This is a genomic window from Brevibacillus ruminantium, from assembly GCF_023746555.1.
In the GTDB taxonomy this organism is placed as follows: Bacteria; Bacillota; Bacilli; order Brevibacillales; family Brevibacillaceae; genus Brevibacillus; species Brevibacillus ruminantium.
The window spans coordinates 5531556-5545033 of record NZ_CP098755.1; the positions used below are offsets into that span (position 1 = coordinate 5531556).

The 13478-nt window shown below is 45.0% G+C and carries 12 protein-coding genes and 2 pseudogenes; 7 read left to right on the top strand and 7 right to left on the bottom strand.

The genetic code is table 11. The features are described 5' to 3' along the window. The 4 genes from NDK47_RS27055 to NDK47_RS27070 are packed head-to-tail and all read right to left on the bottom strand — an operon-like array spanning position 1 to position 3949. Entirely contained in the window at positions 1–1137 is a 1137-nt protein-coding gene (locus NDK47_RS27055) for a thiolase C-terminal domain-containing protein (protein ID WP_251872804.1), read from the bottom strand. Next, entirely contained in the window at positions 1134–2612 is a 1479-nt protein-coding gene (locus tag NDK47_RS27060) for a class I adenylate-forming enzyme family protein (protein WP_251872805.1), read from the bottom strand. The genes NDK47_RS27055 and NDK47_RS27060 overlap by 4 nt, the downstream gene beginning before the upstream one ends. Before the next feature lie 7 nt (positions 2613–2619). Then, positions 2620–3171, bottom strand: coding sequence for a PPC domain-containing DNA-binding protein (locus NDK47_RS27065; protein WP_251872806.1), 552 nt, complete (start codon positions 3169–3171; stop codon positions 2620–2622). Then, a complete protein-coding gene (locus NDK47_RS27070; RefSeq protein WP_251872807.1) occupies positions 3164–3949 on the bottom strand; it encodes an SDR family NAD(P)-dependent oxidoreductase in 786 nt (261 codons plus the stop codon). The genes NDK47_RS27065 and NDK47_RS27070 overlap by 8 nt, the downstream gene beginning before the upstream one ends. Before the next feature lie 204 nt (positions 3950–4153). Between NDK47_RS27070 and NDK47_RS27075 the strand changes: the two genes are divergently transcribed. Beyond that, the gene (locus NDK47_RS27075) at positions 4154–5575 is read left to right on the top strand and encodes a sigma-54 interaction domain-containing protein (RefSeq protein WP_251872808.1); all 1422 of its coding nucleotides are present in this window, start codon (positions 4154–4156) and stop codon (positions 5573–5575) included. A gap of 266 nt (positions 5576–5841) precedes the next feature. On the opposite strand, the gene NDK47_RS27080 is transcribed toward NDK47_RS27075, so the two are convergent. Together NDK47_RS27080 and NDK47_RS27085 are read right to left on the bottom strand one after the other, a co-directional pair. Next, positions 5842–7476, bottom strand: a complete 1635-nt coding sequence (locus tag NDK47_RS27080) for a DUF4179 domain-containing protein (RefSeq protein WP_251872809.1) — start codon at positions 7474–7476, stop codon at positions 5842–5844. Beyond that, positions 7473–8030: an RNA polymerase sigma factor gene (locus tag NDK47_RS27085; protein WP_251872810.1), complete on the bottom strand. Its 558-nt coding sequence runs from the start codon at positions 8028–8030 to the stop codon at positions 7473–7475. The genes NDK47_RS27080 and NDK47_RS27085 overlap by 4 nt, the downstream gene beginning before the upstream one ends. Before the next feature lie 158 nt (positions 8031–8188). On the opposite strand from NDK47_RS27085, the gene NDK47_RS27090 reads away from it, so the two are divergent. Next, positions 8189–9187, top strand: a complete 999-nt coding sequence (locus tag NDK47_RS27090) for a DUF4367 domain-containing protein (protein WP_251872811.1) — start codon at positions 8189–8191, stop codon at positions 9185–9187. A 167-nt stretch (positions 9188–9354) separates the two neighbouring features. Here the strand turns inward: NDK47_RS27090 and NDK47_RS27095 are convergent, their stop codons facing one another. Next, the gene (locus NDK47_RS27095; protein WP_251872812.1) at positions 9355–9537 is read right to left on the bottom strand and encodes an S-layer homology domain-containing protein; all 183 of its coding nucleotides are present in this window, start codon (positions 9535–9537) and stop codon (positions 9355–9357) included. A gap of 254 nt (positions 9538–9791) precedes the next feature. On the opposite strand from NDK47_RS27095, the gene istA reads away from it, so the two are divergent. The 5 genes and pseudogenes from istA (at position 9792) to NDK47_RS27115 (ending at position 13347) form a co-directional block, all read left to right on the top strand. Continuing rightward, entirely contained in the window at positions 9792–11300 is a 1509-nt protein-coding gene (gene istA, locus NDK47_RS27100; RefSeq protein WP_251872813.1) for an IS21 family transposase, read from the top strand. Next, positions 11300–12022: an IS21-like element helper ATPase IstB gene (gene istB, locus NDK47_RS27105; RefSeq protein WP_122915621.1), complete on the top strand. Its 723-nt coding sequence runs from the start codon at positions 11300–11302 to the stop codon at positions 12020–12022. The genes istA and istB overlap by 1 nt, the downstream gene beginning before the upstream one ends. A gap of 187 nt (positions 12023–12209) precedes the next feature. Further along, positions 12210–12389: pseudogene (locus tag NDK47_RS27110) on the top strand (DUF4062 domain-containing protein); the annotation flags it as partial. Positions 12390–12436: 47 nt separating this feature from the next. Next, a pseudogene (locus NDK47_RS27915) lies at positions 12437–12534 on the top strand (short-chain dehydrogenase); the annotation flags it as partial. Between the two features lie 414 nt (positions 12535–12948). Then, positions 12949–13347 (top strand): RidA family protein, encoded by a 399-nt coding sequence (locus NDK47_RS27115; RefSeq protein ID WP_251872814.1) that lies wholly within the window; start codon positions 12949–12951, stop codon positions 13345–13347. Positions 13348–13478: the final 131 nt, after the last annotated feature.

Sequence of the window (13478 nt, forward strand, 5' to 3'; positions counted from 1 at the left end):
CTAAACCCCCTTTCCAGCAAAAAGATGGACTACGGAATACGCTCCCGTTCCGCCCAAATTTTGCGCCATGCCGATCCGGGCTCCCGGCACTTGGTTGGATGCTGTTCCTCTAAGCTGGGAAACAATCTGAATGATTTGTGCAACACCGGTGGCGCCAATCGGATGTCCTCGGGAAAGGAGGCCTCCGCTCGTATTGACCGGAATCTTCCCGCCGTGCTGTGTCAGTCCTTGCTCGACGGCCTGCCAGCCTGATCCCTTTTCGAAAAAGCCAAGGTCTTCAATTGCAAGAAGCTCGGTCATGGAGAAGCAATCATGAAGCTCGAGCACATCGATATCCTCGGGTCCCAATCCCGCTTGGGCATACGCTTGCCGCGCCGCTTCCACCGTGGCGGAAATCGTCAGCAGCTCGGGAATCTCCTGCATGAGCGGCGGGCCTGATGCCTGACCGGAGGCAAGCACCTGGACACCCTCTTCTTTTGCTGAAAGAACCACCGCAGCAGCGCCGTCCGTAATCGGAGAACAATCAAATAATCCGAGCGGGTCACAGATCATTCGGGCTTGCAGGATCTCCTCCATGGAGGTCTCTTTTTGGAATTGGGCCTTTTGGTTATTTCGTGCATATTGGCGGTTTTTCATGGCTACCATGGCTAAATGCTCCCTGTGTGCACCTGTTTCATAGAAGTAACGATTGGCCACAATGCCGAAAAATCCCGGGAACGTCAATCCGGCAGGTCCCTCATTGGAGTCATTGTCCATTGCCGTGTTAATGGCGTGTGTCACCGCCTCCGTTCCGGCAAGTGTCATCTTTTCAACCCCCACAACCAGGACTCGATCATAGATTCCGGCAGTGATGAGCTGGTAGGCCTGCCGGAAGGCAATCCCTCCGGAAGCACAGGCTCCTTCCATTTTGGCGGAGGGAATCGCACCCAATCCCAGCTCGCTGGCCAGCATAGAGCCCAGAATTTCTTGTCTGGCCAAGCTTCCTCCCATGAAATTGCCCACAAAGATTGCATCGATCTTCGGCTGGCCGGCGTCTCGCAACGCTTCCCGGCATGCTTCCACGCCGAGCGATTTGATGCTGCGATCATGCTTGCCGAACTTCGTCATACCGATGCCTGTTACGGAAACCGTTCTCATTGGGATGCCCTCCAATACTCTGCACGAATTTCCTTGCGCATGATTTTTCCGTAAGAGCTTTTCGGGAGCTGATCCACGATGTGAATCCCTTTTGGTTTTTTATATCCGCCCAAGTGATTCCGGCACAGCTCAATCAGCTCCTGCTCTGTCACCTTTTGGCCATCTCTCAGCACTACATGGGCGTACACAACTTCTCCCCATTTCTCATCGGGGATGCCAAATACGCAGGTCTCCTTGACCGCTGGATGAAGATTCAGCACTTCTTCGACCTCCCGCGGATACACATTCGCTCCTCCGCTAATGATCACATCCTTTTTGCGGTCCACAAGATGCAAAAATCCCTGCGGATCAAGCCACCCCAGGTCCCCGGTATGGAGCCATCCGTCCTTTAGCGTTTCGGCTGTGGCCTCTGGCTGATTCCAGTACCCCTTCATCACGAGCGATCCCCGGCAAATGACCTCGCCTATCTCTCCATCGGACAATGGCATCCCCAGGTCATCTACAATTTTCACGTCCACAAAAGGACCGATTGCCCCGCAAGAATCGGGCTTATTTGCCAACTCGTCCCTCGGCATCATGGTAATGGTCATGGGAGCCTCGACCTGTCCATACGTTTCGACAATTTTAGGACCGATCCGTTCTAATGCTTCCTTGATTTTCTCCGCGGCCATCGGGGCACCTGCCATATTGATCGTCCTTAGGGAGGAAAGATCTCGCGAACGGAAGCTCTCTTCATGAATCATCAGATTTACCATCGTCGGCACGAGAAAGACTGTAGTAATTTTCTCCTTTTCAATGGCCTCAAGAAAATCCTCCGGTTCAAACTTATTGAATACCACCTGCTTGCATCCTAATAAAAGAGCGCATTGAGCCAGGAAGTTGCTGCCGTGGGTGAGTGGAGCGACATGGCCAATCACATCCTGCTGAGTAATCCCGCAGCCCATGATCAAAGAAAGCGCACCGGAAATGAAATTGCGATGCGTAAGCATTACACCTTTGGGCCTTCCGGTTGTTCCGGATGTATACATAATGGCGTAGGTATCGTCTTCGTCCACCTCAATATCCGGAATGGTGTCGGGATACGGCGAAATCCACTCCTCGTATTCCTCTGTGGTCACAATGGGACCCAATGTCTCGATTCCCTGTAACAAATGGGGTTCAGCTATCAACAGGATGGCCCCCGAATGCTCCAGAATGTATTCATGCTCTTTTGGATGGAGTCGGTAATTGAGTGGAACCTTAATCAGCCCCGCCCAAGCAATGGCTACATCCAATTCGATATGCTCCAATCGGTTTGACATCAGGATCGCGACCCGATCCCCCTTCTGCAAGCCGCGGTCAAGCAGGGCTTGGGCCAGGCGGGCGGTCCGCTCACACAGCTCCCTGTATAAATAGGTAGTCCTTCCATTGGATAGCGCCGGCTTGTTTGCACAGCTAAGGCAGGTCTTTCTGGCAAGGCTCGCTATCGTTTCCATGCCATCATCACTTCCTTCGATATTGAATTGTTTGAAAGCCCAGTTCAGGGCGATACGCCCGTACAGCATCTATTTCCTGTCCAACAAGGATAGAATATTCCAACGTAACCAAGATAATGTTCTTTCCCTTGAGAAAATGCCCTCCCTGTATCTGACCGTTCTGATCAATAATCAATCCATGAAAATGCAGGTCAAGTTCCCCTTCCTGATTGCGGCAGATGAATCCCGTGCCTTGAAGGATTTCCATGACGCCTTGGATGGTCACGGGATCGCTGTAGGCGGGCTGTCCGTCCGGGCATTTGATCCCGTATACGTAATGGGCCTGTTCAAGGGATCCGATACAGGTCACCATGCCGGTATCGACCCCATGGAACTCGCATTCCTCGAGCAGCCCTTGCATTAAATCCTGGCCTTTTGCCAGGGTTCCCCAAATGACCCCTTGATCGCGATTATAGACCGACGGCCTTTTGGCAGACATGTGATCCTCCCCCTCCAGGCCTAACCCGATGCCTCTGTCGGCACCAGTAGTCATGATGGATTGCCCTGCTACGTTATCCAATAGCCAGCCCTCCGCACACTTTCAAAACTTGACCGGTCACATAATTGGAAGCGGGAGAACCCAAGAAGACGACGGCCTCGGCAATATCGGCCGGATCGCCCATCCGCTTGATCGGCTGTTGATCCAAAGGATACTCCACTCCTCTGGTCAGTTCCGTGACGACGGACCCTGGGGCAATGCTGTTACAGTAAATACCCAGCTCACCTACCTCCTTGGCCACCCACTTCGTCAGGGCGATGATGCCTCCTTTGGAAGCGGCATAAGCCGGGCCGGATCTTCCCCGATCGCTGCCGGGAAGGGCAGACGTAACCCCCCCAATCATGCCGGAAATCGAACTGATGTTAATGATTTTGCCGTAGCCTTGGTTCTTCATATAAGGATAAATCACCGCTTGCGTAAACAAGAAAGTCCCGAGGAGGTTCGTATCGATATCGCGCTGCCAATCCTCCACAGTCATTTCCTCCAATCCCAGTCGAGAGGCAGTGCCGGCATTATTGACCAGGATATCGACTCTACCCAAGCGTTCAACCGTTTCGGTAACAGCCTTTTGTACTTCCTCTTTCTTGCGTATGTCAACCTGCATCGCCAGGACCCTGATATCAGGAAATTCCGATTGGATGGCTTGTACAGTTTCTTCACCGGATATAATATCGACTATGACAATATGGCATCCGTTTCGAGCCAGGGCTCTAGCGCAGGCTGCGCCAATTCCCCGTGCCGCTCCTGTAATGATGGCTACTTGACCTTTCAAGCTTTGGTTATGGCTTATTTCCCACATATGCACAACCCCTCTCCATTTAAAGAATGTACTTTGCAAATATCACGCCAAAAGTTTATGCACAGGAAATTAAGCGCTTTCAAGGATATATGCATTTTCGCATATGCAAAAGCGCTCAAGTTTTTTAATTATTTGCGCATACTTGCCTATATAGTTTTCTAAATATAAAATCTATTCAAACACGTAAAATAAAGGATTGATTCCATGACAAGCATCAAAAAAACTCGAATCACCGAGAAGCTTTACCAGTCACAATTATTACTTTCGCATTTAATTGATAGTTCCTATGATGGCATCACGATAATGGATCCGTCCGGAAGAATCATCTGGCACAATAAAGCTTATTTGCGCATATCGGGATTAGCCCCCCATTTATTAGATACCTTAACCGTCGATGAAGTAATGGAAAAAGGCTTCGTCAAGCTGGCGGTATCGAAGGAAGCATTCATCCACAAGAAGACGATTACCAAGCTGAACCAATATTCTACAGGGATCGAAGCCTTGGTTACGTCTACTCCTGTCATGGATGAAGAGGGAAATTTGCTTTTTGTGATTAGCAATATAAGAGATTTAACCGAGCTGAATCGATTAAAAAGACAGCTTGACGAAACGAACAGCCTAACCGAGAGCTTCAGGAAAACACTGCAGGAAATGCAAGTGCCGAGTATGGATGGGAAGCAGATCATCTACCGCAGCCCGACAATGGAAAAGATCGTTTCCCTTGCCCAAAAAGTTTCTTCCATCGATACTCCTGTCCTGATTTTGGGAGAATCCGGGGTGGGAAAAGATGTGCTGGCCAACTATATCCACTTTATCAGTGATCGGCATGACAAAGGCCCCTTCGTAAAAGTCAACTGCGGGGCCATTCCGGAGAATCTTCTCGAGTCCGAATTATTTGGTTATGAACCGGGTGCCTTCACAGGCGCGGCACGACGGGGGAAAGCGGGGCTTTTCGAGGTAGCCGATAAGGGAACCTTATTTTTGGATGAAATCGGAGAGATGCCCCTCTCCTTGCAGGTGAAATTGCTGGGGGTTTTGCAGGATATGAAGATTCAAAGAGTGGGTGGAACGAAATCGATTCCCATCGATGTCCGGATTATCGCGGCCACGAACGCAAACCTGGAAGAGCTGATCCAAGCAAAAAAATTCCGCGAGGATCTTTTCTTCCGAATCAACGTACTGCCCACCCACATACCGCCGCTAAGGGAGAGGCCGGAGGATATTTTTGTATTGCTTATGCATTTTCTTAAGATGTTTAACAAAAAACATGGCAGGGAAAAAGCATTTCCCCCCCATGTCATCGATCAGCTTCTTGCCTATTCATGGCCTGGAAACGTTCGTGAGCTGAGAAATGTAGTGGAGCGGCTCGTCATTTTATCCGATGACGATTTCATCCATGAATCCTTGCTTCCGCCTACTATTTATCAGAACAAGCCGTCTCCTGTATCCCAGAACATAGGGGCTGCAAGGGCCCCAAAGCATTCCCTAAAAGAAATGGTAAATGAATATGAAAAGACCCTATTAGCTTCCTATTTAACCACTTATCGTCCCATGAAACGGTGTGCCGAAATACTTCAAATCGACCTGGCCACCCTTGTCCGCAAGAAAAAAAAGTTTGGGCTGTAAGCTGGATGTAGGATTACAACAAATTGAAAAGGCATGAGTCCAGTGCAATACCGGACTCATGCCCTAAAAGCACGTAAGAAAATAGTGTCTATCGGGATTGTAAATTATTTTGTGTAAATGGGTTTTTAAGAAAAGAAAAGTTACATCGAATAATGGGAAGTTTAACCATTTACACAAAACTTTTTACGCTCTCATATACAGACCAAAAGACAACCGAATTATTTTTAGAGTACCTCGGTTGTCTTTTGGAAAAGCAGGTGAAGAGTTTACCTAGGAAGCTTTATTTTCCAATCCACTTTGGGTAGTTGTTTCTTCACAGAGACAAGGCCCAGCATCAACTCATTTACCCCCTTGGGTACCTCTTTAACGATTAACGTTTGTACGGTATGGTCTCCCTTCGAATTTGAATAGTTGTTTGTTTTTTCCAAATCATATTCGACTTCGTACGCCCTTCCCTCTGTATCTGTGACGAACCATTTTGGGAAGTCGTCAATTTTCAAGATGGAATCAATCGTGAGAATGTAGGAAGACATTGAGGAATTAACCGGTTTTTCCTCATTTACCTCCTGTACTTCATAGTAATTTCCTTCGTATTCCCCGCCCCATTTGCCTTTGTCATGAAGGGGAATCGCTAATGAAAATTCCGCTTTCTGGGTAACGATCATTTCATCCAGATGGAAAAATACATCTTCTGGATGCTCCCCAAATGGCGCAAAGGAATGATACCATTCGATAATGCCTGGTTGCAGTTCATCCGGTTTCATGTAGGTATAAATCAACCCGTTCTCAGCTTCATAATTGTTTTTACGGGAATCAGCGAGAATTTTGCCTTCTTTATCTTCAATTGTAAATCCAATTGAATAATCCGTGAGCAGTGAAATTGCTTCATCTGTCTTTACTTTCTTTGCTTTTAGTTCTTCAACCTGTTGCAGTAATGTTTCTTTTGAACTCTTCGACCAATCTGCTCGCAAATGAATTTGGGTCGCGCTTGGTGCATAAGTTACGTGTCTCATTTCAACGTCAATGCCATTTGCGTTTGTGTACTGCTTACTAACCGTTACTTGTTTCGTCGCTGCCTTTCCTTGACTCAGATCAACAGGAATGGACATATTCAGATTTACAGGTTGCTGTTTTATCGAACCGATCGCTTTTATCTCAAAATGGACAATAACCTGTGACTGTGGATCTTGCAGCGGAAACATTAAGTCTGCGTAGTTGCTCGTTCTCCGGAATACTGCATAAGACGGAATTACCTTGCCTTCTTGATCGGTTACAAATATTTTGTTTGATCCGAAGGAAGGGAGATATAAATCCGGGAGAATCTGCCCATTTGAATCTTCCAATACATACGAGAGTACGATTCGTGTAGGATCGGCTACTACTTCCTTAACCCGTAACGTGATCCCGTTATCTGACACTGTCTGATTAATTTCAGTAGAGTACCCCTGGTTTACCGCCTGCCTCAAGCCTAACTCTCCTTTCATCGTTTGGAAAAAGGAGGACAGGAATGAGGCAAACGCGGGTGAAATAACGGCCCCTAACGAAATAAACAGAACAGCAGCAGTTACAAAGTAAGAAATACGTAATGTTCCTTTTTTATGAACTACTTTACGACTTCTTTGCCTCGTCAACTCCTGACCCTTAATCAGTCTTTCATCTGTTCGTTCTACCTCAATACCTTCGTCTTCAATTTGCTGCATCACCTCTTTGGCAAAATCGTCAGGCAACATCTCCATCGACCATCCATCTCTGATCAATCCATTCTCTTCGTTTAGACGTGCATATAAAGCTTGACATTCGCGACAATGCTGCAAATGAGCTTTCACTCTACGTTCATCGGTCACTCCCGTTTCTCCGTCTACAAAAGCAGGTAACAAAGCCTGACATGCTTGACATTTCACAGGGACCACCCCTTTTTTGAGCCTCTTATGGTGTTGGCTCGCAATCTTTGTTTTGCGCGATACAGCTTGACCTGGATCGTGCTTACCGGAATACCAAGAATTTCGCTGATCTCTTGATAAGACAGGTCATTGTTGTAACGGAGAAGCAAGACGAGGCGATAGGCCTCTGGCAACTCATCAAGCATTTCCTGCATTTCCGAAGCAAACTCCTTTTGAAGATAGATACTTTCTGGAGTTTGTTCATTCGTTAGTGAGAGTAGATCGACATCATGGAAGCATACCGTTTCAAGTTTTTTATTTTTCCGTATATCAATGCAATGGTTGATCGCAATTCGACAAAGCCACGGATAAAACGCTCGCTTTTGATCATAGCTGGCAAGCTTCTGAAACGCTTTTATGAAACATTCCTGGGTCAAATCCTTTGCTTCTTCTCTTGAATGAACCATTCGGTATAGTACGTTGTAAATTCTATCTTTATATTTGGTAATTAAATGAGCATACGCCTGTCTGTTACCGTTTATTATCTGAAGGACCCAGTCCTGATCTTCATCCATCGATGTTCCTCCTTTTCCACTCCCTTACCATCCCATACGACAAAACCAGCCAAAAACTTACACCATCCCACCAGTTTTAAACTTTACTGTAAGAATTGCGCTCTTGATCCAGTAATGAGTTGTGTAAGCCAAGTCACATTTTACGGAGGAATTCGGTCATGAAAAAGAAAACGAACATGAACAAGCAAGTTACTGCCTTTGTGCTAGGTGCTCTGTTGATCACTTCGATTGCCCCAACAAGTACGGCAACCGATTGGAAATCGCCATCTGCACAAGCTTCAGCATCATCTGCCAACCAAGCACAGCTGTCGCAACAACCTATCTCGTCAATCACGCAAGACAAGGTTACTGCAATTTCCAAGAAAGGGGGATTCGAACTGCACTTCCCCAGCTACATTCCGGGAGACAAGACATCCATTAATCTAAACTTTTCGGAAAAAACCAAACATGTAGTGGCTTCCTTTTTCAGTCAAGCGGCAGCTCCCTTCTATCTGGAAATGTGGAACGGTGATATTGCTGCAGAAAGTAAAGGTTTGACCATGATCGCCACGAATAAGGGAACATCTTACCAAGGGACGCAAGAGGAAAACTTCGGGAATGTAAATGTTTTAGTCTGGGAAGAGGAAAAAGGGGTCATCTATCGATTGGTTAGCAAGCTCTCCCAAGAGGAATTGCTAAAGATAGCGGAGTCCGTGAAAAAAGGCGTTCAAATCAAGCTAATAGAAGAATCGAGCGAGGAACAAGTGTTAAGCGGGTTAAATACCACATCCGCTTCAGAACTGTTCGGCTCACCTATCCAAATACCTTCCTATCTTCCATCAAGCGTGAAACAAGAATCCGTTGCAATAAGCTGCAGCATCAATAAAAGCGAACGTAAAATCACGATTTATGATCAAGCAGCCGCGGAAACAGGAAGTTACTTTTCTCTGGATTATGAAAAAGGAAGCCTTACAAAAGAATATACCGCAGAAACGAAGCCCATCCAGCTTGTACAAGGAACTGCTTTCATCGGAAATGCTCCTCTGTTAAGCTTTACGCATCCTGAAATAAAACAGCTTCCTCTATTGGTGTGGGAGGAAGACGGCGTTGTGTATACGCTTAGAGCAAATACTTCTGTTGAGGAATTGAAGAAAATTGCAGAGTCGCTTTCTAAATAATTGAATTTTTGCATGATGTGACCTTGTTGACGGTGACCCCTGTCAAGTCGCTTGGAAATAAAAGGGCACACCCTCTGTAAGCAATGTTTTCATCACTCTTTCAACAAATTGAAAAGGCATGAGTCCAGTACAATACCGGACTCATGCCCTAGGAAAGAGCGTCCCCTTTACTTTTTGGTTGCAGCTTCAATATCTTTGTACGCCCAATGAGTTGGAGGTACATCCGGCCAGCTTTGTCCATTTACCGGACTTAACAGTGAACGGTTCAGCAAACGATTGATGATGGTGACCGTTTCTGCTCGAGTCAATGTCTTTTGGGGATGGAAAGTACCATCTGGATAGCCGGCCATGTAGCCTTCTTTCCATTATTAGCTCCATAAACAACTGCAACACTATAGACTCCCCCAAACTCCCATGGAAATCCGATAACGAATAACAGGCGATTCGCTTGAATGTTTATGGCAGACTAAAAATGTAGGTTATGGCAGTTAATTTATGCAGACCCGTAGGGGCTGCATAAATTAAAAAACCACTTGCCAACATCCCCTTATCAAAATACACTCCTGTTGGGCATTACAGACGACGGGAGGTATAAAGTTAGGAGATGTTAGCAGTGGCAGAAATTAATTATATCAGGCATGAGGCAAACAAAAAAGGGCGAGCTTATAGCAAGATTGCCAAACAAATGAATCGTGATTCAAGGACGGTTCAGAAGTATGCAGAAATGGATGATTTCAATCTACAAGAAAAGCCCAAGCAAATTCGAAAAGCTAGAGTCATGGAGCCCGTTAAACCTATTCTTGATCAATGGATCAAAGAGGACTTGAACAAGAAAAAGAAGTTCCGAAGAACAGCACAACGCTTGTTCACGCAATTAGTGGAGGAATACCAATTTACAGGATCATCTCGCTCTGTCAGACAATATGTTTCCCAACGTAAGCACCAGTTAGCGGAGACAACTGATGCTGCGGCATTGCCATTGGAAACGAGACCTGGATCAGCTCAAGTTGATTTTGGAGAAGCACCATTCAAATATCAGGGAGAAAGTGTTACCTTGCCATTCCTCGTTCTCTCGTTTCCTTATAGCAACACGTTCTACTTTCAAGTTTTCCAGTCTCAGAATCGAGAATGCTTTCTGGAGGGATTAAAGCGTATCTTTCACTATATAGGTGGAGTTCCAAAGGTCATTCGATTTGATAATTTATCACCAGCGGTGAAAAAGATCATGCCAAATGGTCAGCGTGAACTGACGGAGGAATTTCAAAACTTCGTTTTTCATTATGACTTTGAATACGAGTTTTGCAATCCCGGTAGTGGCAATGAAAAAGGGCACGTAGAGGCGATGGTCAAGTACGTTCGCAACAACTTCCTGCTTCCTGAGTTGCAGATACACAATCTTGATCAGCTAAACGAAACCCTTTGGAAAAAAGCCGAGAAAGATCGGGAGAGACCTCATTATGTGAAAGAAACCATGCTTTCCGAACTATATTTGGCAGACAAGGAACACCTTCTTCAATTACCTGCCAAAGAGTTTGATTGTATCCGATATGAACGAGTAAAAGCGGATAAATACGGATATATCCGAGTCGAAAATAAACTCTACTCAACGTCTCCCCGTTTTGCCAAATGTATGGTTTTGGCAAAGATCTCATTTGACCGAGTCGATATTTTAACTGAAGAATATGAGCTGATCGTACAGCATCCCAGGCTGTATGGCAAAGAGCCAAAATCAGTGATTTGGCAGCCATATTTGATATTGATGGCAAAACGGCCAACTGCTATTAAATACACAAGTTTTTATGAACAATTGCCAATCGAATGGCAAGTCTATCTCTCGAATTGCACGGTCCCAGAGAAGCAAGAAGCTCTCCAGCTACTATCCGTCATTTTAAAAAACGATGATATGAAAATACCCACGCAAGCTTTGCAGCTTGCCTCTGAGAATGGTCACCCAGCCGTTGATTCTATTAAGCAGATCTATTATCAACTCATGAATGGCCGTGGACAAAGGGATACCATCCAACCGAAAGGTTTTGTTCCTGCCGTTCCAACAGCCACTAGAGGATTAGCCCATTACAATGAATTTTTTAAGGGAACGGGAGGTCATCACTAGTGGATGCATTGATAAAAGAATATTCAAAGCGTCTCAAGTTGAGTTGGGTTCGGCAACATTTCCATGAGGTTGAAGCTACTACAAATGAAGAGTACTTACTCAAAATACTAGAAAACGAGATACAACAACGAGAAGTACGGAAAATCAATCTGCTCTTTAAACAATCTTCCTTGCCAAGAATAACAGGAAAGCCATTTGAATGGGGTCATATTCAGATGGGACAAGGTCTCACGCAGGATCATATCCTTCATGGTGGATTTATAGAGGAGAAAGAAAATCTGATCTTTTATGGCGGTGTGGGAACGGGGAAAACGTACTTATCCACTCTGATTGGCTTAAATGCCATTCAGCAGCAAGGGAAAAAGATAAAGTTCTTTACTGTCGCTGGATTAGTCAATCGGCTGCTAGACGCTCACGAGACTGGCTCGTTGAGCCGATTCTTTAACCATATTGAGAAGCTAGATCTGTTAATACTCGACGAACTGGGGTATATTCCTCTGCATAAACAAGGTGCAGAACTGCTATTTCAGATTATCTCCATGTGCTACGAAAGAAAAAGTATTATTATCACGACCAATCTACAGTTTGGCCAATGGAATCATATATTTGGTGATCCAATTTTAACAGAGGCAGTTATTGATCGCTTGATTCATCACTCTCATTTGATCGTCTTCAATGGCGAAAGCCATCGATACAAAGAATCGCTATTACACGGTAAATAATTTAGGGGTTGGCAAGTGGTACATTTTTAATTGCCATTTGCTACATTTCTTACTTGCCAAAAACAGCTTGAATGCTTTGGAACAAAACGGGAAAACCAGCACCCCAAGCTTGCCGCATGAAAACCCCAGTCAATTCTGACAAATAAAGTGAGAGAGTGATAGATTCTATTTATACGATTTCTTTCATTTGGGTGGGTCTACGAGAAAAAAATTACAAATTTACATATCGCCTACTTTCAACGATCTTATGGAGGAAAGACATACCGCTGTTGAAGCCGTACTTCAAGCCGGTCATATCCCTGCTGGAATCGAGCAATTTTTCAACGAAAGTCCAATGAAAATGGGGAAGAGATGGATCGACGAGTCATTCGATGAGGTATTTGCTGTTAACGTGAAAGCACCATTCTTCCTCGTCCAGCAGGGATTGCAGATATAGTCGCTTTCCTCTCCGCATCGACGGCCGGTGGGTAACGGGTCAGATGATCGATGCTACCGGTGGGTCACATTTGTAAGTTTGAGATCGAAGCCCCTTCGAAGGCAAGATGGAAGGGGCTTCGTTCTGTCCATGTTTAATAAAATTGTCGTTACTTGTGGTATGATTCTGCGCTCACAACTTGCTGGTACACATAGGTCGTCACCAATCCAAAGGGATATTCTCTCCAGCTTCTTACTGTCTGTTAAAACTGCTGGCGGATGCGATTTTGACTCAACCTATTATTTTAGCTACAATTCTATTAATACCATTCACTTCGTATCTACTAGAAAGGAGTATTCCATCCATGAAGAAAAAGTCTCTAAAGTGTATATCTTTTGGATATGGATACTCTACTGCTGTTTTTTTCTAGAATTCATTTTTACGGGTGAAGTCTGTCCAAAAATGATTAGTGAAAATGGCAGAAAAACTTTAGATTGCGAGGTAATGTAAAATGGAAAATGCAAAAATAATCAGGAGAAACCCAGCAGGTATGTACAACCCAGTAGGTAACTACACTCACATTACGAAAATTCCAAGAAATGCAGAGTTGTATGTTGCTTCTGGTCAAATCGGGGCAGATCAGAATGGTGAAATTCCCGATCGTATGAACGAACAAATTGAGAATACTTTTAACAATATACAAACCCTATTACACTCAGAGGAGCTAACAGCAGAGCATATTATCAAAGTGAATATATGGGCTACCCAAAAAATCGATTGGGATTATCTTTATGCAAAATGGGAAGAGTTGTTCGGGAGTAATTATCCGGCTATGACGATTGGTTATATTTCTGAATTAGGATTACCAGAAATAAAAATAGAAATTGAAATATGGGCAGCGCGAGTCTAAAACTGCTTGCACACCATCTACCCCACGTAAAAGCCTTGATTTTTACGTGGGTTTTTTGATGGCTACATTTCTTTCCTTATCGTGTGTAGCGTACTCTTTTTGCAGATCTTAATATATGGAGATATCCGTTC

Excerpts from the sequence above, each read along its gene's own strand:
- NDK47_RS27055 (WP_251872804.1), bottom strand. The coding sequence starts at position 1,137 with ATGAGAACGGTTTCCGTAACAGGCATCGGTATGACGAAGTTCGGCAAG.
- NDK47_RS27060 (WP_251872805.1), bottom strand. The coding sequence starts at position 2,612 with ATGGAAACGATAGCGAGCCTTGCCAGAAAGACCTGCCTTAGCTGTGCA.
- NDK47_RS27070 (WP_251872807.1), bottom strand. The coding sequence starts at position 3,949 with ATGTGGGAAATAAGCCATAACCAAAGCTTGAAAGGTCAAGTAGCCATC.
- NDK47_RS27075 (WP_251872808.1), top strand. The coding sequence starts at position 4,154 with ATGACAAGCATCAAAAAAACTCGAATCACCGAGAAGCTTTACCAGTCA.
- NDK47_RS27085 (WP_251872810.1), bottom strand. The coding sequence starts at position 8,030 with ATGGATGAAGATCAGGACTGGGTCCTTCAGATAATAAACGGTAACAGA.
- NDK47_RS27090 (WP_251872811.1), top strand. The coding sequence starts at position 8,189 with ATGAAAAAGAAAACGAACATGAACAAGCAAGTTACTGCCTTTGTGCTA.
- NDK47_RS27095 (WP_251872812.1), bottom strand. The coding sequence starts at position 9,537 with ATGGCCGGCTATCCAGATGGTACTTTCCATCCCCAAAAGACATTGACT.
- istA (WP_251872813.1), top strand. The coding sequence starts at position 9,792 with ATGTTAGCAGTGGCAGAAATTAATTATATCAGGCATGAGGCAAACAAA.
- NDK47_RS27115 (WP_251872814.1), top strand. The coding sequence starts at position 12,949 with ATGGAAAATGCAAAAATAATCAGGAGAAACCCAGCAGGTATGTACAAC.